This is a genomic window from Streptomyces sp. NPDC029836, from assembly GCF_055574495.1.
This window is the reverse complement of the sequence record NZ_JBVHZI010000012.1, coordinates 192,026-217,981: the sequence shown is the minus strand read 5'-3', so window position 1 is coordinate 217,981 and position 25,956 is coordinate 192,026. Positions and strand designations below refer to the sequence as shown.

27 protein-coding genes and 1 rRNA gene are annotated in these 25,956 nt (G+C 71.8%); 20 read left to right on the top strand and 8 right to left on the bottom strand.

Annotated features, from left to right (window positions below; genetic code table 11):
* The 9 genes from rrf to ACZ4XJ_RS29580 all read left to right on the top strand — a co-directional run.
* Window positions 1–68, top strand: a 5S ribosomal RNA gene (rrf, locus tag ACZ4XJ_RS29620); the annotation flags it as partial.
* Window positions 69–235: 167 nt separating this feature from the next.
* On the top strand, window positions 236–889 hold the full coding sequence (locus ACZ4XJ_RS29615; RefSeq protein ID WP_384002063.1) for an HAD family hydrolase: 654 nt from the start codon (window positions 236–238) through the stop codon (window positions 887–889).
* Between the two features lie 43 nt (window positions 890–932).
* A complete protein-coding gene (locus ACZ4XJ_RS29610; RefSeq protein ID WP_468497983.1) occupies window positions 933–2,156 on the top strand; it encodes an MFS transporter in 1,224 nt (407 codons plus the stop codon).
* On the top strand, window positions 2,128–3,276 hold the full coding sequence (locus ACZ4XJ_RS29605; protein WP_468497992.1) for an acetoin utilization protein AcuC: 1,149 nt from the start codon (window positions 2,128–2,130) through the stop codon (window positions 3,274–3,276). Before ACZ4XJ_RS29610 ends, ACZ4XJ_RS29605 begins: the two co-directional genes overlap by 29 nt.
* A 79-nt stretch (window positions 3,277–3,355) precedes the next feature.
* Window positions 3,356–4,186 carry a phosphatase gene (locus ACZ4XJ_RS29600; protein ID WP_468497982.1) on the top strand — a complete coding sequence of 277 codons (831 nt, stop codon included), beginning with the start codon at window positions 3,356–3,358 and terminating at the stop codon, window positions 4,184–4,186.
* A 114-nt stretch (window positions 4,187–4,300) separates the two neighbouring features.
* Entirely contained in the window at window positions 4,301–4,510 is a 210-nt protein-coding gene (locus ACZ4XJ_RS29595; RefSeq protein ID WP_162688852.1) for a helix-turn-helix domain-containing protein, read from the top strand.
* Window positions 4,511–4,660: 150 nt separating this feature from the next.
* Window positions 4,661–4,759 carry a 30S ribosomal protein bS22 gene (locus tag ACZ4XJ_RS29590; RefSeq protein ID WP_003948845.1) on the top strand — a complete coding sequence of 33 codons (99 nt, stop codon included), beginning with the start codon at window positions 4,661–4,663 and terminating at the stop codon, window positions 4,757–4,759.
* A 95-nt stretch (window positions 4,760–4,854) separates the two neighbouring features.
* Window positions 4,855–5,934: an NAD-dependent epimerase/dehydratase family protein gene (locus tag ACZ4XJ_RS29585; RefSeq protein WP_362884639.1), complete on the top strand. Its 1,080-nt coding sequence runs from the start codon at window positions 4,855–4,857 to the stop codon at window positions 5,932–5,934.
* Window positions 5,934–6,962, top strand: coding sequence for a lysophospholipid acyltransferase family protein (locus ACZ4XJ_RS29580; protein WP_468497981.1), 1,029 nt, complete (start codon window positions 5,934–5,936; stop codon window positions 6,960–6,962). Before ACZ4XJ_RS29585 ends, ACZ4XJ_RS29580 begins: the two co-directional genes overlap by 1 nt.
* A 68-nt stretch (window positions 6,963–7,030) precedes the next feature.
* On the opposite strand, the gene ACZ4XJ_RS29575 is transcribed toward ACZ4XJ_RS29580, so the two are convergent.
* The 3 genes from ACZ4XJ_RS29575 to ACZ4XJ_RS29565 all read right to left on the bottom strand — a co-directional run bounded on the left by ACZ4XJ_RS29575 (window position 7,031) and on the right by ACZ4XJ_RS29565 (window position 10,665).
* On the bottom strand, window positions 7,031–8,263 hold the full coding sequence (locus ACZ4XJ_RS29575) for a DUF5667 domain-containing protein (RefSeq protein WP_362883990.1): 1,233 nt from the start codon (window positions 8,261–8,263) through the stop codon (window positions 7,031–7,033).
* 295 nt (window positions 8,264–8,558) lie between these two features.
* Window positions 8,559–9,368, bottom strand: a complete 810-nt coding sequence (locus ACZ4XJ_RS29570) for an ECF subfamily RNA polymerase sigma factor, BldN family (RefSeq protein WP_362883992.1) — start codon at window positions 9,366–9,368, stop codon at window positions 8,559–8,561.
* A gap of 340 nt (window positions 9,369–9,708) precedes the next feature.
* A complete protein-coding gene (locus tag ACZ4XJ_RS29565; protein WP_362883994.1) occupies window positions 9,709–10,665 on the bottom strand; it encodes an HAD family hydrolase in 957 nt (318 codons plus the stop codon).
* A 99-nt stretch (window positions 10,666–10,764) separates the two neighbouring features.
* Between ACZ4XJ_RS29565 and ACZ4XJ_RS29560 the strand changes: the two genes are divergently transcribed.
* The 7 genes from ACZ4XJ_RS29560 (at window position 10,765) to ACZ4XJ_RS29530 (ending at window position 19,243) form a co-directional block, all read left to right on the top strand.
* Window positions 10,765–11,043, top strand: a complete 279-nt coding sequence (locus ACZ4XJ_RS29560; protein ID WP_362883996.1) for a glutaredoxin family protein — start codon at window positions 10,765–10,767, stop codon at window positions 11,041–11,043.
* Window positions 11,044–11,316: 273 nt separating this feature from the next.
* On the top strand, window positions 11,317–12,135 hold the full coding sequence (locus ACZ4XJ_RS29555) for a redox-sensing transcriptional repressor Rex (RefSeq protein WP_384002084.1): 819 nt from the start codon (window positions 11,317–11,319) through the stop codon (window positions 12,133–12,135).
* On the top strand, window positions 12,132–13,847 hold the full coding sequence (locus ACZ4XJ_RS29550) for a glutamyl-tRNA reductase (RefSeq protein WP_362883999.1): 1,716 nt from the start codon (window positions 12,132–12,134) through the stop codon (window positions 13,845–13,847). Before ACZ4XJ_RS29555 ends, ACZ4XJ_RS29550 begins: the two co-directional genes overlap by 4 nt.
* Window positions 13,844–14,848: a hydroxymethylbilane synthase gene (gene hemC, locus ACZ4XJ_RS29545; protein WP_468497980.1), complete on the top strand. Its 1,005-nt coding sequence runs from the start codon at window positions 13,844–13,846 to the stop codon at window positions 14,846–14,848. Before ACZ4XJ_RS29550 ends, hemC begins: the two co-directional genes overlap by 4 nt.
* Window positions 14,845–16,512, top strand: a complete 1,668-nt coding sequence (locus ACZ4XJ_RS29540) for a bifunctional uroporphyrinogen-III C-methyltransferase/uroporphyrinogen-III synthase (RefSeq protein WP_362884003.1) — start codon at window positions 14,845–14,847, stop codon at window positions 16,510–16,512. The genes hemC and ACZ4XJ_RS29540 overlap by 4 nt, the downstream gene beginning before the upstream one ends.
* Before the next feature lie 187 nt (window positions 16,513–16,699).
* On the top strand, window positions 16,700–17,794 hold the full coding sequence (locus tag ACZ4XJ_RS29535) for an oxidoreductase (protein WP_468497979.1): 1,095 nt from the start codon (window positions 16,700–16,702) through the stop codon (window positions 17,792–17,794).
* A 111-nt stretch (window positions 17,795–17,905) separates the two neighbouring features.
* The gene (locus ACZ4XJ_RS29530) at window positions 17,906–19,243 is read left to right on the top strand and encodes an ankyrin repeat domain-containing protein (RefSeq protein WP_468497978.1); all 1,338 of its coding nucleotides are present in this window, start codon (window positions 17,906–17,908) and stop codon (window positions 19,241–19,243) included.
* Here ACZ4XJ_RS29530 and ACZ4XJ_RS29525 read toward each other — a convergent pair.
* Entirely contained in the window at window positions 19,221–19,466 is a 246-nt protein-coding gene (locus tag ACZ4XJ_RS29525) for a DUF397 domain-containing protein (RefSeq protein WP_468497977.1), read from the bottom strand. The genes ACZ4XJ_RS29530 and ACZ4XJ_RS29525 overlap by 23 nt on opposite strands.
* Window positions 19,463–20,248 (bottom strand): helix-turn-helix domain-containing protein, encoded by a 786-nt coding sequence (locus tag ACZ4XJ_RS29520; RefSeq protein ID WP_468497991.1) that lies wholly within the window; start codon window positions 20,246–20,248, stop codon window positions 19,463–19,465. Before ACZ4XJ_RS29520 ends, ACZ4XJ_RS29525 begins: the two co-directional genes overlap by 4 nt.
* 37 nt (window positions 20,249–20,285) lie before the next feature.
* Between ACZ4XJ_RS29520 and ACZ4XJ_RS29515 the strand changes: the two genes are divergently transcribed.
* The 3 genes from ACZ4XJ_RS29515 (at window position 20,286) to ACZ4XJ_RS29505 (ending at window position 22,267) form a co-directional block, all read left to right on the top strand.
* Window positions 20,286–20,834 carry an ATP-binding protein gene (locus ACZ4XJ_RS29515; RefSeq protein ID WP_362884011.1) on the top strand — a complete coding sequence of 183 codons (549 nt, stop codon included), beginning with the start codon at window positions 20,286–20,288 and terminating at the stop codon, window positions 20,832–20,834.
* Between the two features lie 43 nt (window positions 20,835–20,877).
* The gene (gene hemB, locus ACZ4XJ_RS29510) at window positions 20,878–21,879 is read left to right on the top strand and encodes a porphobilinogen synthase (protein ID WP_362884013.1); all 1,002 of its coding nucleotides are present in this window, start codon (window positions 20,878–20,880) and stop codon (window positions 21,877–21,879) included.
* Between the two features lie 121 nt (window positions 21,880–22,000).
* Entirely contained in the window at window positions 22,001–22,267 is a 267-nt protein-coding gene (locus ACZ4XJ_RS29505; protein WP_362884015.1) for a DUF1876 domain-containing protein, read from the top strand.
* A gap of 63 nt (window positions 22,268–22,330) precedes the next feature.
* Here the strand turns inward: ACZ4XJ_RS29505 and ACZ4XJ_RS29500 are convergent, their stop codons facing one another.
* Window positions 22,331–23,095, bottom strand: a complete 765-nt coding sequence (locus ACZ4XJ_RS29500; RefSeq protein WP_468497976.1) for an ABC transporter permease — start codon at window positions 23,093–23,095, stop codon at window positions 22,331–22,333.
* On the bottom strand, window positions 23,092–24,018 hold the full coding sequence (locus ACZ4XJ_RS29495) for an ATP-binding cassette domain-containing protein (RefSeq protein WP_468497975.1): 927 nt from the start codon (window positions 24,016–24,018) through the stop codon (window positions 23,092–23,094). Before ACZ4XJ_RS29495 ends, ACZ4XJ_RS29500 begins: the two co-directional genes overlap by 4 nt.
* Window positions 24,019–24,130: 112 nt before the next feature.
* Here ACZ4XJ_RS29495 and ACZ4XJ_RS29490 point away from each other — a divergent pair, with 112 nt between their 5' ends.
* Entirely contained in the window at window positions 24,131–24,907 is a 777-nt protein-coding gene (locus ACZ4XJ_RS29490) for a TetR/AcrR family transcriptional regulator (RefSeq protein WP_362884021.1), read from the top strand.
* Window positions 24,908–24,968: 61 nt separating this feature from the next.
* Here ACZ4XJ_RS29490 and ACZ4XJ_RS29485 read toward each other — a convergent pair whose 3' ends face one another.
* On the bottom strand, window positions 24,969–25,766 hold the full coding sequence (locus ACZ4XJ_RS29485; protein ID WP_362884031.1) for a VOC family protein: 798 nt from the start codon (window positions 25,764–25,766) through the stop codon (window positions 24,969–24,971).
* Window positions 25,767–25,956: the final 190 nt, after the last annotated feature.

Here is a 25,956-nt window from a genome sequence, read left to right as displayed (position 1 = left end):
AAGCTAAGCCTTTCAGCGCCGATGGTACTGCAGGGGGGACCCTGTGGGAGAGTAGGACGCCGCCGAACAATCATTGTGGGAAAGCCCCGCACCAGGTAACTGGTGCGGGGCTTTTCTGCGTTTACGGCCAGGTCGTTTACCGGCGGGCCGCCGGCCCGGCCGCGGGGCCAGAGTTCCTCCGTTTACCAGCACCGGCCTGCCGGGAACCCGGACCGAACGCTCGTACTGTGGGTGGATGGGCTATGAGCTGGTCATCTTCGACAACGACGGCGTCCTCGTGGACAGCGAGCCGCTCTCGAACACCATCCTCTCCGCGTACCTGACGGAGGTCGGGCACCCGACGACCTATGAGGAGTCCCTGCGCGACTACATGGGCGGCGCGGTGCACCGGGTGCACGACCTGATCCTCGAACGGACCGGGCAGCGGCTGCCCGCGGACTTCGACCGGGTCCTGCACGACCGGATCTTCGCCGCGTTCGAGCAGGACCTGCGGCCCGTCCCCGGCGTGACCGAGGTGCTGGCGGAGCTGTCCGCGCAGGGAGTGCCGTACTGCGTCGCCTCCTCCGGGAGCCACGAGCGGATCCGGGTCGGGCACCGCAGTGCCGCGCTCGGCGAGTGGTTCGAGGAGGAGTGGATCTTCAGCGTGGACGACGTCGGTCATGGCAAGCCTGCGCCCGACCTGTTCCTGCACGCCGCCGACATGATGGGCGTCCTGCCCGCGCGGTGCGTCGTCGTCGAGGACAGCCGGCTCGGGATCGACGCCGCCCGCGCCGCCGGGATGGACGTGCTCGCCTTCACGTCGATGACCCCCGCCGAGGGTCTCCCCGGTGCCAACGCCTACTTCGGGGAGATGAAGGAGCTCTACGGGCTGCTCGGATTGGGTGTGTGATCGCTCTACCCACCGGTAGCCCCTGGGCCTACGCTCAGCCGCCATGACAGTTGATGCGCGGCTGCGGCGTGGCCGCCGGGCCCTGGGGTTCAGCTTCTTCGCGCAGGGGGTGGCCTTCGCCCTCCTGGTCACCCGCATCCCGGCCATCCAGGACCGGTACGGGATATCCGACGGGCTGTTGCCCGCCTTCCTCGCCGCCGTGCCGGTCCTGGCGGGGGTGTCGAGCGTCGCCACCGAGCACCTGGTGAAGAGGGTCGCGCCCAGCGCCGTGCTGCGGTGGGCGCAGCCGGTCGTACTGCTGTCGCTGCTGGGGGTGGGGGCCGGCACCTCCATGTGGCAGGTCGCCGTGGCCCTCGGGGTGTTCGGGCTGGCCGTGGGCGTGTTGGACGCCTCGATGAACATGCTCGGGGTCAGCCTGCAACGCGCGTACGGGCGCAGCATCATGCTGGGGTTCCACGCCTCGTACAGCCTGGGCGGGATCCTCGGCGCGTCCGCGGCGTGGGCGGGGGCGCATTGGCACCTGGAGCTGTTCACCGGGTACCTGCCGGCGGTGGTCGTGGTGCTGCCGTTGGCGTTGCTGGCGAGCCGGTTCTACGTCGACGCGGTGGCCGGGGCGAAGGACGGGGCGCAGGGGTGGCCGGCCGGGGGCGGGAAGTTGTTGCTGCCGCTGTGCCTGGTGATGGCGTGCGCGTACATAGGGGACTCGACCGTCGCGAACTGGAGTGCCAAGTACCTCCAGGACGTGCTGGGGGGTTCGGAGCAGCTGGCGACGGTTCCGTACAACGTGTACATGGTGACGACGCTGATGGGGCGGGCCGTCGGGGACCTCGGGGTGCGCCGGTTCGGGGCGGTGGCCGTGGTGCGGGGCGGGACGGTAGTGGCCGCGGGCGGGTTCGCGGTGGTGGCGTCGGCGCCGGGGGCCTGGTGGGGGATGCTCGGGTTCACGTTGCTGGGGATCGGGCTGTGCGTGATCGTGCCGCAGACGTTCGCGGCGGCGGGGAGGCTGTTCCCGGGGGCGTCCGACACGGCCGTCGCGCGGCTGAACATCTTCAACTACGTCGGGTTCCTGATCGGGTCCCCGCTGGTCGGTGGGGTCGGGGACGCGTGGAGCTACCGGGGCGCGATGCTGATCCCGATGGTGTTGGTGTTGGTGCCGCTGTTCAGTACCCGCTCGTTCGGCTCCGGTGGGGCCCGATACGGTGGCGGGCATGAGCGGCGAGCCGGTGACCGGGTTGTTGATGTGGGACGAGGCGGTAACGAAGTATGACTTCGGGCCGAGCCATCCGATGGACCCGGTGCGTCTGGCGCTGACCATGGGCCTGGTACGGGCCTTCGGGCTCGACCGGGAGGTCGAGGTGCGGGCGGCCCGCGCGGCCGGGGATTCGACGCTGCGGCTGGTGCACCGCGAGGAGTACGTGGCGGCGGTGCGGGCGGTGTCGGCGGATCCGGGGGCGGCGGACGGCTCGTACGGGATCGGGACCCTGGACGATCCCGCGTTCCGCGGGATGCACGAGGCGTCGGCGCTGATCGCGGGTCAGTCGGTGGCGGCGGCGGAGGCGATCTGGCGGGGTGAGGCCGCGCACGCCGTGAACTTCGCCGGGGGGCTGCACCACGCGATGCCGGGCGGGGCCGCCGGTTTCTGCGTGTACAACGACGCGGCGCTGGCGGTGGCGCGGCTGTTGGAGCTGGGCGCGGAGCGGGTCGCGTACGTGGACGTGGACGTCCACCACGGCGACGGGGTCCAGGCGGCGTTCTGGGACGACCCGCGGGTGCTGACGATCTCCCTGCACGAACACCCGCGCACCCTGTTCCCGCAGACGGGTTGGCCGGAGGAGACCGGGGGCGACGGCGCGCCGGGGAGCGCGGTGAACGTGGCGCTGCCGGCCGGGACGGGGGACGAGGCGTGGCTGCGGGCGTTCCACGCGACGGTGCCCGAGCTGCTGGCGGACTTCCGGCCGCAGGTGCTGGTGAGCCAGCACGGCGCCGACACGCACTTCGAGGATCCGCTGGCCCACCTCGCGGTGTCGCTGGACGCGCAGCGGTCGGTGCAGGAGGCCTGCCACCGGCTGGCGCACGAGCACAGTGAGGGGCGCTGGCTGGCGTTGGGCGGCGGCGGGTACGCGGTGGTGGACGTCGTACCGCGATCGTGGACGCACCTGGTGGGGATCGCCGCGCACCGGCCGGTGGACCCGGCGGCGGAGGTTCCGCAGGCGTGGCGGGACGAGGTGTACGCGCGGACGCGGCAGTCGGCGCCGGCGCGGATGACGGACGGTCGGACGGTCGGGTGGCGGGAGTGGGAGGCCGGCTACGATCCGGCGGACCGTACGGATCAGGCCGTTCTCGCGACGCGGCGGGCGGTGTTCCCACTGCGCGGAATGTTGACCTGACGCAGCATGTGTTACGCCAACTGTGGGGCTGTTCGCTGGAATTGATGACCCGCCAGGTGGGGTGCGACAGCATCGGAGCGTGTTGAGCACCGGAGCGCTGCGTGCGCATCTGCTGGCCGCCCGGTTGGCCGGGCCCGTCGCCACGACGCGGGAGGAGAGCCTGCGCAGTTACCGTCTGTTCGCGGCGCGCGATCCGCGGGTGCTGCTGGGGCTCGACCCGGAGCGGGTGTGGGGCGAGGGCGAGTTGTTGGGGCTGATGGCGGCCAAGTGCGGGGTCTCGGCGGACCCCGCGCACGTCAGCGGACCGGACGTGATCGATCCGGAGCGGACGGTGGCCGCCCTGGGCGCGTTCGCGGAGCGGCTGGGTGCGGTGGCGGGAGCGCGGGCTCCCGTGCTGTTCGGGACGGGTCATCCGCATCGCCTCCTGGAGTTCTACGCCAGTTTGGCGGCGGCGCTGTCGGCGGCGGGATGTGATGTCCTCACTCCGGCGCAGGGGGTGCGTGTCGACATGGCGACCCGGTTCGGCGTACGCCCGCACCGCATCGATTACGTACGGGGAGTCGCGTTGGTGCGGGAACCCGGCGTGCGGCCGTCGGGGAGTGCGACCGGCGTGCACTCCCATTCGCCGCTGCCGGTTCGGGTCGCGCTCGGGGCGTTGGCGGAGGCCGGCGAGCGGCTGCCGGAGTTGGTGGTGGGGGATCACGGTTGGGTCTGCGGTGCAGGTCAGCTCGGTGTCGAGGCGATCGGGCTGGGGGACACGGATGATCCCGCGCTGTTCGTCGGGGAGGCCGAGGGGCGGCTGGCGGTGGCCGTTCCGCTTGATGACGGGGTGCGCCCGGACTACTACCGACCGCTTACGCGATACCTGCTGCACCGCGCAAGACTGCCGGGCCGCCAGGAGTGGCCGTAGCTCCTCTTCCCCACTCGTATCACCCGCCCCTACTCTGGGGAGTGAGCGTGCGACGACGATGAGTAACCGGAGGGGAAGCCGGTGCCCGTCCTGCGCGGAAGGTCAAGGTGTGTCATGGCTGCTGGCGAGAGGCCTCTCAGTGAGGTTCAGTTCCTGACCGTGGCGGAGGTCGCCTCGGTGATGCGAGTGTCGAAGATGACCGTGTACCGCCTGGTGCACAACGGTCATCTGCCCGCAATCCGGGTGGGCCGGTCCTTCCGGGTCCCCGAGAACGCGGTTCACGAGTACCTCCGGGAGTCGTTCGTGGGGGTGGAATCAGCCTGAGGAGGGGCTCCGGATCATCGGCGGAGGCCGCGGATTACAAGCTCCGAGCTCGGGCGGGTAGGCTAGGCCGACGTAGGTCGTGTGGGCCCAGACGCCCCGCACCGTTCTCCGTCAACACGGGGATGTTCCGAGAAGTGAGCGAGGGTAGTCGTGGGCTCTGTTATCAAGAAGCGGCGTAAGCGGATGGCCAAGAAGAAGCACCGCAAGCTGCTCAAGCGCACCCGCGTCCAGCGCCGTAACAAGAAGTAAACGGCAGCTGTACGTGTTCTCCGCAGCCCCTCCACCATCCTTGGTGGAGGGGCTGCGGTGCAGCCGGGGACTTCTTCGAGGGAGGCGCTGAGCTCGTGGGGAAGGTCGTGCTCGTCACCGGGGCATCCCGGCAGCTGGGGGGTCGCTTCGTGCGGCGGATCCAGCGCGACCCGGAAGTGGAACGGGTCGTCGCGGTCGACGCGGTCAAACCGCCGCACCGGCTCGGCTCGGCCGAGTTCGTACAGGCGGACATCAGACAGTCCGGGATCGCCCGCGTGCTCGCCGAGCACGCCGTGGACACCGTGGTGCACCTCGCGGTGACCGGTGGCGGCCCGGGATCGGCCGGCGCGCGCAGCGCGGTCAAGGAAACCAACGTCATCGGGACGATGCAGCTCCTCGGAGCCTGCCAGAAGTCGCCGACCGTACGCCGGCTCGTGGTGAAGTCGAGCACCAGCGTGTACGGGGGCACCTCCCGCGACCCGGCCGTCTTCACCGAGACGACCCAGCCGAAGTCGCTGCCGGCGGGCGGTTTCGCGAAGGAGGCCGCCGAGGTCGAGGGCTACGTACGCGGCTTCGCGCGCAGACGGCCCGACGTGGCGGTGTGCGTGCTGCGGTTCGCGAACATCCTGGGGCCCTGGGCGGATTCGGCGCTCGCCGAGTACTTCTCCATGCCGGTCATGCCGACGGTCCTCGGCTACGACCCCCGACTGCAGTTCGTCCACGAGGACGACGTCGTGGACGTGCTGCGCCTGGCGGCGGGGGAGCCGCGGCGCGGAACCCTGAACAGCGGGACGTTCAACGTCGCCGGTGACGGGGTGCTGTTGCTGTCGCAGTGCTCGCGCCGGCTCGGGCGGCCGACGGTGCCGTTGCTGCTGCCCGCGGTGACGTGGGTGGGGTCGGCGCTGCGCGCGGTCGGGGTGACGGACTTCTCGCCCGAGCAGATCCGGCTGTTGACGCACGGCCGGGTCGTGGAGACCACGCAGATGCGGGAGACCCTGGGGTTCCGGCCCCAGTACACGACCGCCGAGACGTTCGCGGACTTCGCGCGCAGTCGCGGGAGCGGGCTGCTGCCGGCGGATCGGGTGGAGCGTGTCGTGGAGCGGGTGGCGGGGTTGCTGAAGGTGGATGCGGGCGCGGGTGCGGGCGCCGGTGTGATCGAGGGAGCGAAGCGATAGTGGCGGACGCCAAGGTCATCCCGTTCGACGAGGAGCGGCCGCGCCGGCGGGGCGGGCCCCGTACGGTGCGGGCGGTCCCGACGCCGGCGCCCGATCCGGTGGCGGCCGATCCGGTGGCCGAACCGCTGGGCGAGCCGGTGGAGGTACCGCTCGTGGAGCCCGCCGCCGGGTCGGCGGCGTCGTCCGGTGCGGGCTGGGACCGGCGGATCGCGGGCGGGCTGGCGTTCCTGCGGCGCCGGATCACCGGGGACTACGAGGTCGACGACTTCGGCTACGACGAGGAGCTGACGGACCAGGTCCTGATGACCTTGCTGCGGCCGCTGTACGACAAGTACTTCCGGGTCGAGGTCAAGGGCATCGAGAACATCCCGAAGGAGGGCGGCGCGCTGATCGTCGCCAACCATTCGGGGACGTTGCCGCTGGACGGGCTGATGCTCCAGTTCGCCGTGCACGACCAGCACCCCGCGCAGCGGCACCTGCGGCTGTTGGCCGCCGATCTGGTGTTCATGCTGCCGGTGGTGAACGAGCTGGCGCGCAAGGCCGGTCACACCCTGGCGTGCGCGGAGGACGCGCAGCGGCTGTTGGAGGCCGGGGAGCTGGTCGGCGTGATGCCGGAGGGCTTCAAGGGGATAGGGAAGCCGTTCGGGGAGCGGTACAAGCTCCAGCGGTTCGGGCGGGGCGGGTTCGTGTCGACGGCGCTGCGCGCGGGGACGCCGATCGTGCCCTGCTCGATCGTGGGGGCCGAGGAGATCTACCCGATGGTCGGCAACGCGAAGACGTTGGCGCGGTTGTTGGGGGTGCCGTACTTCCCGATCACGCCGACGTTCCCGTGGCTGGGGCCGTTGGGGGCGGTGCCGCTGCCGACGAAGTGGACGATCCAGTTCGGCGAGCCGATCCCGACGGACGGGTACGCGGCGGAGGCCGCGGAGGATCCGATGCTGATGTTCAACCTGACGGACCAGGTGCGGGAGCAGATCCAGCACACGCTGTACAAGCTGCTGGTGCAGCGGCGGTCCGTGTTCTTCTGAGTCGTGAGTCGGCCGGTCGGTGCCGGAAAGAAGGAGGGGGGCCGCGCGGTGCGCGGCCCCCCTCTCCCTTACTGTTCCGCGTCCTCGCTGTTGAGGCCCAGACCCGGGAGGAGGCCTGGGAGGAGGGGCGGGAGGGTGATGTCCGGCTGGGGGAGCTCGGGGGTCCCCGGGGCGGACGTGCCCGGAGGGGCCTGTCCCCCCGCCGGCGGGTTCAGTAGGTCGCCCGTACCGCCCAGGAGGCCGCCACCGGTGGGTTCCGGGGTACGGCTGCCGGTGGACGGCGTCGGGGTGGCCGCGGGCGCCGATGAGGGCGTACTCGAAGCCGATGGCGCGGTCTGCTGTTTGCCGGTCGCCGGGGTGCTCGGTGTGGCCGAGCCGGTCGACGGGCGGCCGCCGCGGGTCTGCTCCGGGGGCTTGGGCAGCAGGCCCTGGAGCGGGGCGACGTCAGCGTCTATGGCCTGGAAGACCGATTCGACCTCGCCCCCGACGTCGGTGAGTTGCGCCGGGAGCTTCTCCCGGAGCTTGCCCCAGGCGTCGCGGTGGGAGCGGGAGAACGAGGACAGCGTCTGGATGGGGCCGAGCGAGCCGTCCCGTTCGTACGCGGCCTGGAGCAGCCGGTGGCCCTGTTCCGCGTCGTGCTTCATGCCCGCGAGGGCACGGCGGATGTCACCCAGGGATTCGTGGTCGAGTACGCCCGTCCGGCCCCTCTCCATCAGGCGGCGGGCTTCGGACAGCCGGTTCGAGGCCCGGTCGAGGTAGAGCTCACCCCGGTCCGCGTCCTCGTCGGCCATGCCCAGCTTGAGATCCTCCATGCCCCGTTTGATCGGGTACAGGGAATCACCGGGCAGGGCGTCCGTGCTGGCAGCGGCCACTCCGCTGAAGGCCCCTGCGGCCACACCCACGGTGAGGCCTCCTGCTGCGATGCCCTTGGACCAGCGGGAGCGGGGCCGCAATCTCCGGAGCGACGTCGCCCGGTGGGCGCCGCGGCCGGTCCGCTGTTCGGGCACCAGAGGGTCCGCGGCGGCACCGCCCCCGGCCCTCTCCTCCTTCACCATGGCCTCCATGGCGGCGACGAGCTGGGCTCGTTGCACCACTTTGACCTCGGGATCCAGCGCCGGGCGCGGCATTCTTTCGCCGAGCGCGTTCGCCAGGGCCAACAGCCGGTCGTGGTCGGCAGGTTCGGCAGGTGCCTCGGACTGCTCGGCCACCGGGTCCGGTTCTGAAAGATCGGATGGCTTCCGATCCTCCAGGGCCTGGGCGAAGGCGTTCGCCCGCCGGTGCGGAGTCACGTTCGCGATCACTGGCGGCACCTCCTCTCGTCATGACGATCGACTCCCCAAGGTGTCCGGAAGGTTGCCTGCCTTGAGCACATCCACACTTTCGGGTGAGCGGCTTCGGGCAGGGCGTGTCCACAGGGAGCCTGCATTCCGCACAACGAGCGGCGCGGCACTTGGGTTACGGACGAAGGATGATCGGACCACAGCGTCATCGAGGGGTCACCGGGGGTGAGGTCGTGTCGTCGTTGAGTGTTGTCTTGTGGAGCGTGGTCGTACGCGGTGGACGTACGGGTCGGATGGGCCGGATGGGACGGGTGCGTCAGCGGGCGTCTTCCGGGAGCAGGCGGGCCAGGGTGCGGACCGCCCGGTACTGGAGCGTTTTGATGGCGCCCTCGTTCTTCCCCATGACCCGGGCCGTTTCGGCGACCGAGAGGCCTTGGAGGAAGCGCAGGGTGACGCACTCCTGCTGCTGGGGGTTGAGTTTGCGCACGGCTTCCAGCAGGGCCGCGTTGGAGAGGGACTCCAGGACGGAGTCCTCGGGGCTGCGCTCCACCTCGTTGGCGTCGAGCATCTCGCCGGTGGTGACCTCCAGGCGGAAGCGGCTGGACTTGAAGTGGTCCGCCACCAGGTTCCGCGCGATGGTCACCAGCCAGGCACCGAAGTCTCGGCCCTGCCAGGTGAAGGTGGAGATGCGGCGCAGCGCGCGCAGGAAGGTCTCGCTGGTGAGATCCTCCGCCGTCGCCTTGCCGCCGACGCGGTAGTAGATGTAGCGGTACACCGTGTCGCTGTACTGGTCGTAGAGCCGGCCGAAGGCGTCGGCCTCGCCGGCCTGGGCGCGTTCGACCAGGTCCATCATGCGGGCCTGGTCGCTGTCCGCGGTGGGGCGGCGGTGGACGGGTGCGGTCGTGCCGGTGGAGCCGGCCGATCCGGAGCCCGCGCGACCGCGTCTGCCCACCGTCGCCCCACCGTCGGTCAGGGCGTAGCAAGGACCGGCCGGGCCGAGGCCGGCGGGTACGGCGGCGAAGGCGGGGACGGCGTACGCGGTGGGGACGAAGCCACGCAGGTGGTCGAGGACCGTTGCGCGCAGCGTAGCCAGGCCCGAGGCGTCAACCCCGACAGGTGGGTACACGGGACTCCCAGAGGCAGAGCTTCCATCACGTGCAGTGCGGGACCGTTCACCCGTCGTGGCGACAGATGGGCGGTGGCATGCGTTTGAGGAGAATAACGCTTCGTACAGGCAGCGCTACACCCAGTTGTCTAAATCACCGGTTCCGACACTTCTGTTGCGTGTCCAGGGCATATTCAGGCCTGATTGGTGATCGATTCCTGATCGCTTGGGTGCGCGGAATGGAAGCTTCCGCAGAGGCTCACGACCGAGTGGGGCAGGTCGGAGTGCCGCGCCGGAGGCGCGGGTAGAGGTGAGCGAATGAACGCCGGGCGGGCCGGAACCGGCCCCCGGCCCGGCGCCGCTACTTGCGGCGGCGGTGGAGGGCGATGGCGGCGGCCGTGCCGCCCGCGATCGCGCCGACCCCGGCGGCCGCCGGGACGCCGACCTTCACGGCCTTGCGGCCGGTCCGATAGTCGCGCAGTCGCCAGTCGTGGGTCCGGGCATGCTTGCGCAGTTTCGTATCGGGATTGATCGCATACGGATGTCCGACCAGCGACAGCATCGGAATGTCGTTGTGCGAATCGCTGTACGCCGCGCAGCGGCCGAGGTCGAGTTCCTCGGCGGCCGCGAGGGCGCGCACGGCCTCCGCCTTGGCGGGACCGTGCAGGGGCTCGCCGACCAGTCGGCCGGTGTAGACGCCGTCCACGGACTCGGCGACGGTGCCCAGGGCCCCGGTCAGGCCGAGCCGGCGGGCGATGATCGTGGCGGTCTCGACGGGGGCGGCGGTGACGAGCCACACCTTCTGGCCGGCGTCCAAGTGGGCCTGGGCCAGGGCGCGGGTGCCCGGCCAGATCCGCTCGGCCATGTACTCGTCGTAGATCTCCTCGCCGATCGACATCAGCTCGGAGACCTTGTGGCCCTTGACGATGGACAGGGCGCTGTCCCGCGCGTCCTGCATGTGCTCGGGGTCCTCGACGCCGGCGAGCCGGAACCAGGCCTGCTGCCAGGCGAAGCGGGCCAGTTCGCGGCGGCGGAAGAACTCGCGCTTGTAGAGGCCGCGACCGAAGTGGAAGATCGCGGCGCCCTGCATGACGGTGTTGTCGAGGTCGAAGAAGGCCGCGGCGAGGTCGTCGCCGGGGACCGGGAACTCGGGCTCGACGGGAGCGCCGACTTCCGCTTCCGGTTCGACGGCCGTGGGGAACGGTGGCGCTTCGGCCTGCGCGGTCTTGCGGGCGGCCTCGGCCGAGGCCTCGCCTGCCAGCACGCTCCGCGCGGTGGCGGAGCGCCTACGGGGGGTGAGCCATCCCAGAGCGGCCATGACGCGAGCATAGCCATTGTGTTCGGGACTTCCCGAACCGCCGGCATACGGGGTGGTTAACAGTTCGGGGCCCGTGCCCCGGCGCGGGACAATGAGGACATGAGTCCTCTGCTGCGCCGCAAGGAGAAGAAGCGTCCCGCCGAGCGGATGGTCACGCTGGTCGGGAAGCCCGGGTGTCACCTCTGTGACGAGGCCCAGGAGGTGATCGAGAAGGTCTGTGCCGAGACGGGGGCGCAGTGGGAGAAGAAGGACATCTCGCAGGACGAGGAGCTGTACCGGTTGCACTGGGAACAGATTCCGGTCGTGCTCGTCGACGGCGAGCAGCACACCTTCTGGAGGGTGAACCCGGACCGGCTGCGGCGGGCGTTGGGGGCCTGACCTTGCCGGCCGTTATCATCGTGGGCGATTTATGGGGACACGGGGGCGTATTGATGAGGAGTGTGCACGGTTTTGCCCCCTTCTGGATTTGAACGGGTTCGGCCCGTTCTCGGTTCCGGTCCCGGTCGCACGGCCCGCGTGACCCCGGTCACTTTGGCCGGACAAAGCGGACACAATCTTTGTGCACGCGTTCACAAAGACATAGCCTGCATTCGACGGGGCGGTCCTGGGACAAGAGGCCGCCTGCAGCCCCGCTCATCCCGCAGGAGCATCGTGGCAACTGGCCGAACTCACCGACCGGCGACCCGCAGCCGAGGTATTCCCGAGGCCACTGTCGCCCGGCTTCCGCTGTACTTGCGTGCCCTCACCGCGCTCTCCGAGCGATCGGTGCCCACGGTGTCCTCCGAGGAACTCGCGACCGCCGCCGGAGTCAACTCGGCGAAGCTGCGCAAGGACTTCTCGTACCTCGGCTCCTACGGTACCCGGGGCGTCGGCTACGACGTCGAGTACCTCGTCTACCAGATCTCCCGCGAGCTCGGCCTGACCCAGGACTGGCCGGTCGTCATCGTCGGCATCGGTAACCTCGGCGCCGCCCTGGCCAACTACGGCGGTTTCGCCTCCCGCGGGTTCCGCGTGGCGGCGCTGATCGACGCCGATCCCGCCATGGCCGGGAAGATGGTCGCCGGCATGCCCGTGCGGCACACCGACGAGCTCGAACAGATCATTGAGGACAACGGCGTCTCCATCGGGGTCATCGCGACGCCCGCCGGCGCCGCGCAGCAGGTGAGCGAGCGGCTGATCGCCGCGGGCGTCACCTCCATCCTGAACTTCGCGCCGACGGTGCTGTCCGTGCCGGAGGGCGTCGACGTGCGCAAGGTCGACCTGTCGATCGAACTGCAGATCCTCGCGTTCCACGAGCAGCGCAAGGCCGGCGAGGGCGCGGCGGCGGCCGCCGCCGAGGAGCTCGCGGGCCCGGCCACCGGTACGGGGGCCGCGCCGGCCGCCGCCGTCGTGCCGCCCGCCGGGCGGGCCGCCGCGGCCGCGCGCAAGGGCGGCCCCGAGGGTGACGTCCCGGCGGTGATGCCGGCATGAGCCTGCTCGTAGTCGGCCTGAGCCATCGCAGCGCGCCGGTGAGCGTGCTGGAGCGGGCCTCGCTGTCCGCCGATGCCAAGGTCAAGCTGTTGCACGACACGCTGGCCGCGGAGCCGGCGGCCGAGGCGACCGTCCTGGCCACCTGCAACCGCATCGAGCTGTACGCGGACGTGGACAAGTTCCACGCCGGCGTCGCCGAACTGTCGACGCTGCTGGCCCAGCACAGCGGGGTGGCTCTGGAGGAGCTGACCCCCTACCTGTACGTCCACTACGAGGACCGGGCGGTGCACCACCTGTTCTCGGTGGCGTGCGGACTGGACTCCATGGTCGTCGGCGAGGGGCAGATCCTCGGCCAGATCAAGGACGCGCTGGCGCTGGGGCAGGAGCTCCACACCGCCGGCCGGCTGGTCAACGACCTGTTCCAGCAGGCGCTGCGGGTCGGCAAGCGGGCGCACTCGGAGACCGGGATCGACCGGGCCGGCCAGTCGCTGGTCACGTTCGGGCTGGAGCAGCTCGCCGTGCGCGAGCCGGTCGGGCAGTGGGCCGCGGGCAAGCGGGCGCTGGTGATCGGCGCCGGTTCGATGTCCTCGCTGGCCGCCGCCACGCTGGCCCGGGTGGGCGTCGCCGACATCGCGGTGGCGAACCGGACCGCGGAGCGGGCGGAGCGTCTCGCCGAGATTCTGGTTGCCTCGGGCACCGGTGTGACGGCGCGGGCCGTGACCATGGGCGCGGTGGCCGAGGAACTGACACGTGTTGACGTCGTCGTGTCCTGTACGGGCGCGACGGGTTTGGTGCTGAGCGCGGACGACGTGCTCGCCGCGGTGTCCGGCGACCCGGCGGTGGAGCTTCTGCCGGTCGGCGCCCCCACGCAGGCCGTCGGGGCGCGGGCCGTAGGCGCGCCGGCTGTGGGGGTGCGGGTCGCGGAGTCCGCCGCCGGCGACGTACTGGCCCGGCTGGTCGCGGCCGCGGAGGCCGGGCGGCGCATCGCCGACGCCGGCGCCGTACGCACCATCCCGGCCGCCGAGCCCGACGGCTGCCCGCTGGGCCCGGACGTGCCCGCCGGTGACGGCCGGGCCGCGCTGACCGGCGTCGACGCGGGCTCGCTCGAACTGCACGGCACCTGGGCCGACCAGGGCGGGGCCACCGCTACGCGGCAGCCCCGCCGGACCGCGCGCAGCCGGGCGGACGGCGCCCCCGTACGCCTGGCGCTGCTGGACCTGGCCATGCCGCGGGACATCGACGCCGCCGTGCACCGGATCCCCGGGGTCCGGCTGGTCGACATCGAGTCGCTGGCGGAGACCTCCGCCGACGCCCCGATGGCGGCCGACGTGGACGCCGTACGTGGGATAGTCGTCCAGGAAGTGGCCGCGTTCGGGGCCGCCCAGCGGGCCGCGCACATCACGCCCACCGTCATCGCCCTGCGGGCGATGGCCGCCGAGGTCGTCGCCATGGAAGTGGCGCGGCTCGACGGACGGGTACCCGATCTCGACGAACGGCAGCGGGCCGAGGTCACCCAGACCGTGCGCCGCGTCGTCGACAAGCTCCTCCACGCGCCGACCGTGCGCGTCAAGCAGCTCGCGAGCGAGCCCGGCGGCGCCGGGTACGCGGAGGCGCTGCGCGAACTCTTCGACCTCGACCCTCAGACGGTGGCTTCCGTCAGCCGGGCGGACGCGGCCGATCCGAAGAACGACGACCCAGGACGGGCATCATGAACACACGTCCCGACCGGCCCCTCAGGCTCGGAACGCGGCGGAGCAAGCTGGCCATGTCCCAGTCCGGGCACGTCGCCGAGGCGGTCCGGGCGGTCACCGGCCGAGCCGTGGAACTCGTGGAGATCACGACCTACGGTGACGTGTCCCGGGAGCACCTCGCGCAGATCGGCGGCACCGGCGTGTTCGTCACCGCGCTGCGCGAGGCGCTGGTGCGGGGCGACGTCGACTTCGCCGTGCACTCGCTGAAGGACCTGCCGACCGCGCAGCCCGACGACCTGGTCATCGCGGCCATGCCGAAGCGGGAGGACGCGCGCGACGCGCTCGTCGCCCGCGACGGCCTGACCTTCGAGCAGCTGCCCGACGGCGCGCGGATCGGTACCGGTTCGCCGCGGCGCACCTCGCAGCTCCACGCGTACGCCAGGAGCCTGGGCAAGCGGATCGAGACCGTCGCCATCCGCGGCAACGTCGACACCCGGATCGGGTTCGTCCGCGCCGGTGAGCTCGACGCGGTCGTGCTGGCCGCCGCCGGCCTGAACCGGCTCGGCCGCGGCGACGAGGCGACCGACCTGCTGGCCGTCGACTGTGTGCTGCCCGCTCCCGGCCAGGGAGCCCTGGCCGTGGAGTGCCTGGCCTCCGACGCGGCCCTCATCGCCGCGCTCGGCGAACTCGACGACCCGCACACCCGGGCCGCCGTGACCGCCGAGCGTTCCCTGCTCGCCGCCCTGGAGGCCGGCTGCAGCGCACCCGTGGGCGCGCTCGCCGACCTTCCCCCACTCTCGGCTCCGCTCGAGTGGGGGGACCCCCTCGTCGAGGGGCAGATTGTCAATGAAATGCGCCTGCGCGGCGTCGTCGGCACCCTCGACGGCTCGACGCTGGTGCAGCTGTCCACCACCGGACCCGTGCCCCAGTCGTATGACGAGGCCATGGCGCTCGGCCGCGAACTCGCGGACGAGATGCTGGCCAAGGGCGCGGCCGGTCTTATGGGGGAGCGATCGCTTTGAACCCCTCACGTCCGACCACCTCCGCTTTTCCGGTCGTCGCCGCCCACGGACTCGTCACCTTCCTCGGTGCCGGCCCCGGCGACCCGGGTCTGCTGACGCTGCGCGCCGTGGAGGCGCTGGCCGCCGCGGACGTACTGATCGCCGAGCCCGAGGTGCTCGACGTCGTACGGACCCACGCGCGGGCGGGCATCGACACGCCGCAGCTGACGGTTGCTGACGAAGTGTCAGCCGCCGCCGGGGTCCCGGTGATCCGCGACGCCGCCAATCTTGTCATGGAGGCCGCACGGTCCGGCAGGCGGGTCGTCCGAGCCGTCACCGGCGACCCCGGGCTCGACGGGAACGCGTCCGGCGAGATGCTGGCCTGCGCCGCGGAGGGGATCCCCTTCGAGGTGGTGCCCGGTGTCGCCACGGCCGTCGGCGTACCCGCGTACGCGGGTGTCCCGCTGCGCGGGGAGCAGGGCACGGACGTCCGCTTCGTGGACGCCCGGCACGCGTCGGCGCAGTGCTGGAGCGAGGCGGGCGCCAGTGGCGGCCGCCTCGTCGTCACGGCGACGCTGGAGACGGTGTCGGCCGCGGCCGCCGAGCTGGTGGCCGCGGGCCGCAAGCCGGAGACCCCGCTGACGGTGACCGTCGGCGGTACGACGACCCGGCAGCGCACCTGGAGCGCGACGTTGGGCACGATCGCCCAGGTGTTCAAGCAGGGCAAGGTGCTCCCGTCGCCGGAGGGCGCGCGCCCGGTGATAGCCGTGGTCGGTGAGCAGGGCGCCGCCGAGCGGCGCGAGGAGATGGCCTGGTTCGAGTCGAAGCCGCTGTTCGGCTGGCGGGTCCTCGTACCGCGTACGAAGGAGCAGGCCGCTTCGCTCTCCGACCAGCTGCGTTCGTACGGCGCGGTGCCGCACGAGGTGCCGACGATCGCCGTGGAGCCGCCGCGCACCCCGCAGCAGATGGAGCGGGCGGTCAAGGGGCTCGTCACGGGGCGCTACGAGTGGATCGCCTTCACCTCGGTCAACGCGGTCAAGGCGGTGCGGGAGAAGTTCGAGGAGTACGGGCTCGACGCGCGCGCGTTCGCCGGCATCAAGGTCGCCGCGGTGGGCGAGCAGACGGCGGCGTCGCTGGTGGAGTTCGGTGTGAAGCCGGACCTGGTGCCGAGCGGTGAGCAGTCGGCGGCCGGGCTGCTGGAGGACTGGCCGCCCTACGACCCGGTCTTCGACCCGATCGACCGGGTGTTCCTGCCGCGCGCCGACATCGCCACCGAGACGCTGGTGGCCGGGTTGATAGAGCTGGGCTGGGAGGTCGACGACGTCACCGCCTACCGGACGGTGCGGGCGTCGCCGCCGCCGGCCGATACGCGCGAGGCGATCAAGGGGGGCGGGTTCGACGCCGTGCTCTTCACTTCGTCGAGCACGGTGCGGAACCTGGTCGGGATCGCGGGCAAGCCGCACAACGTGACGGTCATCGCGTGTATCGGGCCGGCGACGGCCAAGACCGCGGAGGAGCACGGGCTGCGGGTGGACGTGCTGTCTCCGGAGCCGTCGGTGTCGAAGCTGGCGGAGGCGCTGGCCGCTTACGGGGAGGCTCGTCGGGAGGCCGCGAAGGCCGCCGGGGAGTCGGTGGCCCGGCCGAGCGAGCGTCGGCCGGGGGCGCGGCGGCGTCGTACGACGTGAGCGCGTTAGACGGGCCGGCCTGCGGCCGGATGCGGGTGGTGCGGAGGGGTTCGGGCGCGGGATGCGCTCGGGCCCCTTTTCGTTGGTGGGGGTGCCCCGTTCGGACGGGCGCCCACCGCCCGAAAGGCCCCTGAGCAGCTGGGATACGTTGTGCGTTTCATCGAGGCGGCACGACGGGGGAAACCGAATGACGCAGAATCCAGGGTGGGGATCCGGACATCACGGCGGTTGGGGCGGATATCCGCCGCCCCCGACCGCCAAGCCCGGAGTGATCCCGCTACGGCCGCTGGGTGCGGGCGACATCATCAGCGGGTCGTTCTCGACCCTCGGCCGCTACTGGAAGCAACTGGGCGGCGTCTTCCTGGCCGTCCACGGCATCTGGCTGCTGATCGTCGTCGCCGCCGTGGGCATCGCCTTCGCCGCGGTGCACGAGCACGTCGCCCCCGTTTTCGACGCGACCGACGGCCGGGCGCCGGATCGCGAACATCTGACTCCGATCCTCCTCGCGGGCGCCACGCTCCTGGTCCTGCTGGTCGTTCTCGGAATCACGTCGTTGGCGCTCTCGGCCTCGCTCCACCAGACCGTCCTGCGGAACGCGGTCCTCGGCCGTCCCGTCGCCTTCCGCGCGCTGTGGCGGGCGACCTGGCGGCGGGCACCCGCGGTGGCCGGCACGGTCGTCCTCGCCGAACTGATCGCCGCCGCCCCGATGCTCGTCGTCATGGCGGTCTGGCTGCCCCTGACCATCGCCGGCGCCGGCGCCGCGGACGATTCCGCACCCGGGACGGTCGTACTGTTGCCGTTGCTCCTGATCCTCACCATGCCACTGATGGTCTGGCTCACCACGCTGTTCGGCCTGGCGCCGGCCGCCGCGGTCATGGAGCCGGCCGGTCCCGTCACCGCGCTGCGCCGCTCGGCGCGCCTGGTCAAGGGCGACTGGTGGCGCGTCTTCGGCGTCACCATGCTCGCCGGCCTCATCGCGGGGCTGGTCGCGTGGCTGATCCAGCTGCCGTTCCACCTCGTCGCCCTGTTCACGCTGATTCCGGCGGTGTCCGACGTACCCGACGGCGGGGTTCCCCCGCTCGGCGCGCTCTTCCTCTTCGTCCTGCTCGTGCTGGTCGGCGGGATCGGTGGCCAGCTGGTCCAAACCGGCTTCATGCAGTTGGTCAGCGGCCTGTTGTACGTCGACCTGCGGATCCGGCGCGAGGGCCTGGCGGCGGAACTCCTCCGCGCGGTCCCGGCCGGTTCGGCCGCTCCCGTGCCGTCGTCGTCGCCGGTCGGCTGACCCGAGGCACGCGGCCGACCGCGCCCCCGGTCACCCGGGGGGGACAGTGCCGGCCTTCCGGCGGGGCCGGGGCCGGCGACCATCGGCGCAAGGATCGACAGAGGGGGACTCGTGGGCGAGTTGGATGCTCTGCTGGTGGGTGCGGTGGGGGTGGGGGACGCGGAGGCCGTACGGGGGTTGGTGGAGGCGGGCGCGGATCCTGACGCGGTGGGCGGGGACGGGCTGCCGGTGTTGTGCGCGGCGGTGACCGCGTTCGCGGTGGAGACCGTACGGGCGTTGGTCGAGGGCGGGGCGCGGCCGGACCGGGTGCCGGCGGACGGTACGACTCCGCTGTTGCGGGCCGTCGAGGGTGGTTCTCCGGCCGTGTGGGAGGCCTGCCTGGGGGAGCGGGCTCGTGAGCGGCTGCCCGAGGGGGAGCGGGTGCGGCTGCTGGAGGTGGCTCGGCGGTGGTACGAGGTCGGCGCGGAGGCGGAGTTGCGCCGGGTGACGGGGGCAGAGGGGCCCGCGCGGATCGAGGTGGTCGCGGAGGGCGAGTTCGACCGGGTCGAGGAGATCACCCTCGGCGGGCGGACCGTGCGGGGTGGTCACGGGGCGGTTCTGACCCGGTTGGAGTGGGACTTCCGGATCCTGGCGCCGGTGGAGGAGTTGATGGGCCGGGCGACGAAGTACGAGCACGAGGACCACGTCGACAGGTCGGCGGTCGAATGGATTCTCCTGGTGCGGAAGAGCGCGGAAACCTGGTTGCAGGTGGTGGAGCACCACCGACACCCCTCGCCCACCCATCGGGCGTTCGTCGCCGACTTCCTGCGCAGGGGCGACCTGATGGCGGGCGCGGTCGCGCACCCCCGTTGGTACGAGAGGCAGCGGCTCGCGCTGCTCCCCGGGTGGGCGGACGTGGAGCCGGACGGTGGGGTTCTGGGGCTCGTGCTCGACCTGCTCTGCGCCGAGGAGCACCCGCAGGCTCGGGCGTTCGGGCTGCGGTACGCCGGGCATCCGGACCCGAGGGTGCGGCGGCGGGTGCCGCCGCTGTTCCTGCGACCGCTCGACCACGAGACGGCGCAGGTGGTGCAGGACCTCGGACGGGACGTCGACGCCGGGGTGCGGGCGGCTGCGGCGGAGGCGCTGGCGTGGGAGCCGCTGACACGGTCGGAGCGGGAGGTGCTGTTCGCCCTGCTTCGGGACGAGGATCCGCAGGTCAGGGAGCGGGCCGTGTACGCGGCCGGTCACGGCTGCGACCGGTCGCCGGCCATCGCCGAGGCGTTGATGGAGCTGCTCGACGTCGGGGATCAGGACGCCCGGCTCGCAGTCGCCTACGCCCTGTCCCTGCGCGACGACCCGCACACGCGGGAGGCGTACGCGCGGGTGGGACCGCTCGGCCCGGAGCTGGTGGGTGACCATCGGGCGGACGGCCTGTGGCGGTGGGAGCTCAGGAACGGACCCAGCGGGTGAGGTCGGTCCAGGCGGCGGGGGTGAGGGCGAGCGTCGGCCCGTCGGTGACCTTGGAGTCCCGGACGTGGACGGTGTCGGCGCAGGCGCAGGTCGCGACCTCGACGCAGGCGTCGCTTGCGCCGTTGCTGTGTGAGGACTTCTGCCAGGTGACGGCCACCTCAAGGCAGTTGCCGCCCTCGCTGGCGCTGTAGCTGGACTTGAACCACGTGAGTCGGGTGCTCATGGATCTCCTAGCAGCTTGTTCAACAGGTCCCTGGTTTCCTGGGGGCTGAGGGCCTGCGTCCGCAGCATCGCATATTTCGAGGTCAGGATGCTGACCTCATCGAGGTCGGAAACGACCAGGCTGCCACGGTGTGTTTCGAGGTACGCGATGTGTTGATGTTCCGCTGTTTCCAGGAGGACGAACGGGCCGTCGAGAGCAGGGTGGGTCCCTTGGCCGAGAGGAAGAACCTGGACCGTGACGCCGGGGAGGTGCGAGCACGTGGCCAGGTGTCGGAGCTGCTCGTTCAGGACGGCGCGCCCACCGACTGGGCAGCGTAGGACCGGCTCCCAGATTACGAAGCTCGCCAGTATGGGCTGAGTCCGGCGCAGGGCGGAGTGGCGGTCGATGCGTGCGGAGGTCTGCGCCGTGATCTCGTCCGCCGAGAAGAGCGGTAGTCGACTTCGGAAGACCGCCTCGGCATAGGCCGGCGTCTGAAGGAGTCCTGGCATGACCTGGTTCTCGTACGAGGAAATGGCCTGAGCCGTCTTTTCCAGGTTCATCAAGGGCTCTGCCCAGGGCGGGATGACGTCGATCTGCGGCATCTTGAGCGCGGCGACAGTGAGGACGCCGGGGAGTCCGAGTACCCGGTCCATCAGTTCCGCCACATCCGGCATCAGCGGCCTTCTGCCTTGCTCGATGGAGGCGATGGTCTCTTCCTGGAGCCCGACCAGCTTGCCGAATTCCTTCTGTGTCAGCCCTTTTGCGGTGCGGCAGACGGCAACCTGCTCGCCGACCATCTTCATCACCGTGGCATTGGGCCGTGTCCTCTTACGTGGTGGCATGACCGTGAACTCCCCGCCCGTGGACGCGAACTACCCGTACCAACCCGTACTGATCGTCGCGTACGGGTTGCCGCACTGCGCCAGGTTAGTTACGCACCGCCACGATCGACGCGTGAACGTGGAAATCCATCCGGCCCTGCTGCGTGAGCGGTTCTACCCCCGCAGCCGCCAAACCGTCCGCTCTGCCAGGGAGTTCGCGGCGGTGACACTGCACGCGTGGAGTGTCACATGCCGTCGGGACGACGTGTTGCTCTGCGTGAGCGAGCTGGCGACCAACGCCCTGCTGCACGGGGTCCCGGCCGGGCGCGGCTACCGGTTGCGGATGCTGCGGTTCGGGGAGGTCGTACGGGTCGAGGTGCACGACAGCGGGGGCGGGCGGCCTCGGATCGAGAACCGGGACACGGGGGCCGAGGGCGGGCGGGGGTTGTTGCTCGTGGCGGGGGTCGCCGATCGGTGGGGGGTCGGAGCGCGGGTGCCGGGCAAGGTGGTGTGGTGTGAGTTCGGGGTCGGGGCGTCCGGCGCGGGGACGGGCGGTGGCAGCGCCTAGGCTGGGTTCCGACTGCTGTCGATGCTCGAAGAGGCGACTGAGAATGAGCGCGTACGGATCCTTCCCCGGCTCGCGGCCCCGCCGGCTGCGCACCACCCCGGCCATGCGGCGCATGGTCGCGGAGACGCGGCTGCACCCTTCGGACCTGATCCTGCCCGCGTTCGTGCGCGAGGGGATCTCCGAGCCGCTGGCCATCTCCGCGATGCCGGGCGTCGTCCAGCACACCCGGGACACGCTGCGGAAGGCCGCCGCTGAGGCCGTCGAGGCGGGCGTCGCGGGCATCATGCTGTTCGGCGTGCCGGCCGACGAGAACAAGGACGCGCTCGGCACCGCCGGCACCGAGCCGGACGGGATCCTCCAGCTCGCGATCCGGGACGTGAAGACGGAGGTCGGGGACGACCTCGTGATCATGTCCGACCTGTGTCTGGACGAGTACACCGACCACGGGCACTGCGGGGTGCTGGACGAGCACGGCCGCGTCGACAACGACGCCACGCTGGAGCGGTACGCGGAGATGGCGCAGGTCCAGGCCGACGCGGGCGTCCACGTCGTGGGGCCGAGCGGCATGATGGACGGCCAGGTCGGCGTCATCCGTGACGCGCTGGACGAGACGGGCCACGAGGACGTGGCGATCCTCGCGTACACGGCGAAGTACTCGTCGGCGTTCTACGGGCCGTTCCGGGAGGCCGTCGCGTCGAGCCTCCAGGGCGACCGCAAGAGCTACCAGCAGGACCCGGCCAACGCCCGCGAGTCGCTGCGGGAGCTGGCGCTGGACCTGGAGGAGGGCGCCGACATGGTCATGGTCAAGCCCGCCGGACCGTACCTGGACATCCTGTACCGGGTCGCGCAGGAGGTCGACGTACCGGTGGCGGCGTACCAGATCAGCGGCGAGTTCGCGATGATCGAGGCCGCCGCGGAGAAGGGCTGGATCGAGCGCGACCGGGCCATCCTGGAGACCCTGCTCGGCATCAAGCGGGCGGGCGCGGACACGATCCTGACGTACTGGGCGACCGAGGTCGCCGGCTGGCTGCGCCAGGAGCGCTGAGCCCGGCCGCGCGTGCGGTGAGGCCCCCGGATCCCGGTCCGGGGGCCTTTCGCGTGTCGTTGCGGGGGCGTGCGTGCGGGCGCACCCTGGAGGGAGAGGCCGACTGTGGAGGTGGTCCGCGATGCCCACGCTCGTCGGATGGCATGTCGAGATGGAGTTCTCCGAGGAGGGCCACCGCACCGGTGCGGCGGCGATGCTCCGGCTCGCCGACGGCTCCGAGATGAGGGCGCGCGGCTACGCCATGCGCCACCCGTCCGACCCCGAACAGCTGCGGGTCGGTGAGGAGATCGCCGGCGCGCGTGCGCTCATGGATCTCGCGTCGCAGATGTTGCAGAAGGCGCACACCGAGATCGACGAGGCCACGGGCCGGCACTCCCACCCGCTGTAGCGGCGCCGAGCCGACGGGCCCCTGCCGGACCTCGGGGTTCGGCAGGCGCCCCGTGCGCGACGGTCAGCGGGTGCGGCGTTCGAACAGGGCCGATGACAGGACGACGGCCAGGGCGAGGATGCCGGCGCACCAGGACAGCGCCACCCAGGGGGAGTTGCCCGCCGGCTGGTCCAGCAGGAGGGCGCGCAGGGACTCGATCACCGGGGTCAGTGGCTGGTGGTCGGCGAAGCCGTGGAGCCAGCCGGGCATCGTGTCGATCGGGACGAACGCGCTGGACGGGTAGGGCAGGAACATCATCAGGAAGGTGAAGCCGCCGGCCGCCTCGGGGGTCTTGGCGAGCAGGCCGAGCGCCGCCGCCAGCCAGGAGATGGCCGTGATGTACGCGAGCAGCAGGGCGGCCGCAGCGAGGAAGCCGAGGGGGCCCGCCTGGGGGCGGAAGCCGATGGCGAGGGCCACGGCGAGGACGAGGGCGGTGGAGAGCAGGTTGCGCGCCACGGAGGCCGTGACGTGTCCGGCCAGGATCGGGACGCCGCCGACGTCCAGCGAGCGGAGCCGGTCGACGACGCCGTTGCGCATGTCGTCGGCGACGGCGACGGCGGTGCTCGCCGCGCCGAAGCCGGCGCACAGCAGCATGGCGCCGGGGACCACGTAGGTGACGTACGCGGTGCCGGTGTCGATGGCGCCGCCGAAGAAGTAGACGAAGATCAGCATCAGCATGACGGGCAGCATCAGGGCGGTGATCAGGGCGTCCGGCTGCCTGCTGCTGATGCGCAGGCTGCGGCCGGCAAGGGCGAAGGCGGTCGGGGCGAAGGCGGTCGGGGTCGTCACGGGGCTGCTCCCGTCAGGGTGAGGAACACGTCGTCGAGGGTGGCTGTGCGCAGGGTGAAGCGGTCGATGCCGGTGCGGTCGGGGTCGAGCTCGTCGAGCAGGGCCCGGACGTGGGCGGCTGTGCCGTCGGTGGGCAGGCCGAGGGTGAGTTCGTCCGGTACGAGGTGCACCGCGCGCGGGGCCAGCGCCTCGTAGGCGCTCCGGTCGGCCAGGGTGAGGTCGAGGCGGTGTCCGGCGACGCGGGACTTGAGTTCCGCCGGGGTGCCCTCGGCCGCGATCCGTCCGTCGGCGAGCAACGCGACGCGGTCGGCGAGCCGGTCGGCCTCCTCCAGGTACTGGGTGGTGAGCAGCACGGTGGTGCCGTCGGCGCGCAGTTCGCGTACGAGGTCCCAGAGGTCCTGGCGGCTGCGCGGGTCCAGGCCGTTGGTCGGCTCGTCGAGGAAGAGCACCTCGGGGCGTGAGACGAGGCTCGCGGCGAGGTCGAGGCGGCGGCGCATGCCGCCCGAGTACGTCTTCGCGGTGCGGTCGGCGGCTTCGGCGAGTCCGAAGCGTTCGAGGAGCTCGGCGGCCCGGGCCCGGGCGCGGGGGGCGTTCAGGCCGCTGAGGCGGCCCATCATGCGCAGGGTCTCGGCGCCGGTGCGGAGGTCGTCGACGGCGGCGAACTGGCCCGCGAGGCTGATGCGTTCGCGGACGCGGGCCCGTTCGGTGGTGACGTCGTACCCGGCGACGCGGGCGGTGCCCGCGTCGGGGGTGGTGAGGGTGGCCAGGAGGCGCACGGTGGTGGTCTTGCCCGCGCCGTTGGGCCCGAGGAGGGCCAGGACGCTGCCGCGCGGGACGGCGAGGTCGATGCCGTCGAGGACGCGGAGGGCGCCGTAGGACTTGGTGAGGGTGGTGGCGTGGATGCCGAGGGCGGTCGTGGTCATGGCGGACCCAGCTCCCTTCTTCGCTTCTTCTGCGTATGGGCTACGCGCTTCTGTGTAAGTAATACACAGAACTAGGATGTGGGTCAACGATCCAGGAGGGAGAGTGGGCGCCATGACGCGGGAACCGGCGGACGATCCGGCACGGGACACCGGGCTCCCGGCGAGCCTGGAAGTGGCCTGGGGGCTGCGCGAGCGCCCCGCCAAGGGCCCCAGGCCCACCCTCACCCTCACGAAGATCGTGGACGCGGCCGTCGCGCTCGCCGCCGCCGAGGGCACCGACGCCGTGTCCATGGGCCGCGTCGCCAAGGAACTCGGCGTCTCCACGATGTCCCTCTACCGGTACGTCACGGCCAAGGAGGAGCTCTACATCCTCATGTCGGACGCCGGCGTCGGCACCCCGCCCGAACCCGCCGGGGACCCCGGCGCGGGCTGGCGCGAACTGGTGACGCAGTGGGCGTACGCGCAGCGCGCCGTCCTGATGGCCAACCCCTGGATCCTGCGGATCCCGCTCACCGGGGCGCCGGTCAGCCCCAACCAGCTGGCCTGGATGGAACGCGGGCTCGCCGCGCTGGCCGACACCGGACTCGACGAGGGCGAGAAGATCTCGGCGATCATCCTGATCGGCGGGCTGGTGCGCAACGAGGCCACCATGGCCGCCGACATGATGGACGCCATCATCAAGTCCGGGGTCGCCCCCGACCAGGTGATGGCCCGCTACCTGCGCACGCTGCGCCTGATGACCGGCCCCGACACGCATCCGGCGCTGACCCGGCTGCTGGACTCCGACGCGTTCACGGGCTCCGACGAGCCCGACTTCCAGTTCGCCTTCGGCCTCGGCCGCGTCCTGGACGGCCTCGCCGCGCTGATCGGCGAGCGGTCCGCGCGGTAGGCGTGGTGGTGGGGGCGGGGCCCCGGGAGGTCCCGGGGGCCCGTCATGGTGGGGCGGGGGGTCAGACCGGCTGCTCCGGGGCGGTCGCCGTGATCACCGCGAACGGGCCGCCCTGCGGGTCGGTGAGGACGGCCATGCGGCCCACCGGCATGTCGAAGGCCGGGGCGATGACGTTGCCCCCGGCGCGGGTGGCGGCGGCCTGGATCTCGTCGACGCTGTCGACGTGGAAGTACGGCAGCCAGTGGGGCGGCGTACCGGGCGGCAGGTTGTCGGGGCCCATCAGGCCGGCGACCGCGCGCCCGCCGACCTTGAACTCCGTGTACCCCTCGGTGCCCGGCATCTCGGACGCGGCCGTGGTGACGGGCAGGACCGACGCGTAGAACGCGGCGGCGGCGGCGACGTCGACGGTGGTCAACTCGTTCCAGATGAGGGCGCCGTGCTCGTTGACGATGCCCGCGCCGTCGAAGGTGCCGGGCTCCCACAGCCCGACGACGGCGCCGGTCGGGTCGGCGACGACCGCCATCCGTCCGAGGTCCATGACGCCCATCGGGCCCATCATGACCGTGCCGCCGGCGTCGGTGACGGACTTGAGGGTGGAGTCAATGGCGTCGGTGGACAGGTACGTCGTCCACACGGTCGGCGGCAACGGGTCCGGGACGCTGCCGTCCGGGTTCAACGCCTTCATGATCCCGGCCACGGGCTTGCCCTTGAGGGTGCAGACGGAGTAGCCGCCCTGCTCGGCCGGGCCGACCTCGCCCTGCCAGCCGAAGAGGTCGCAGTAGAAGTCGAGGGCCGCCTGCTGGTCGGGGACGAACAGGTCGATCCAGCAGGGAGTGCCGGGCTTGTAGGGGCCGTTCATGTCGGGCACGGATGCCTCCGGATGGGCGCGGGGGCGGCCGGGCCGCCCGTCGGGGGAGGGACGGGCCGTCCCCTACCCGGACGATGCGGGACGAACCGGCCCGTCCGGGTGACGGGCGCCTGGCCGGCGGGGGGTGTGGGGCGGGGCCGTACGGGGCCGTCCGGCCGGTGGCCCCTTGGACGCCGGCCGG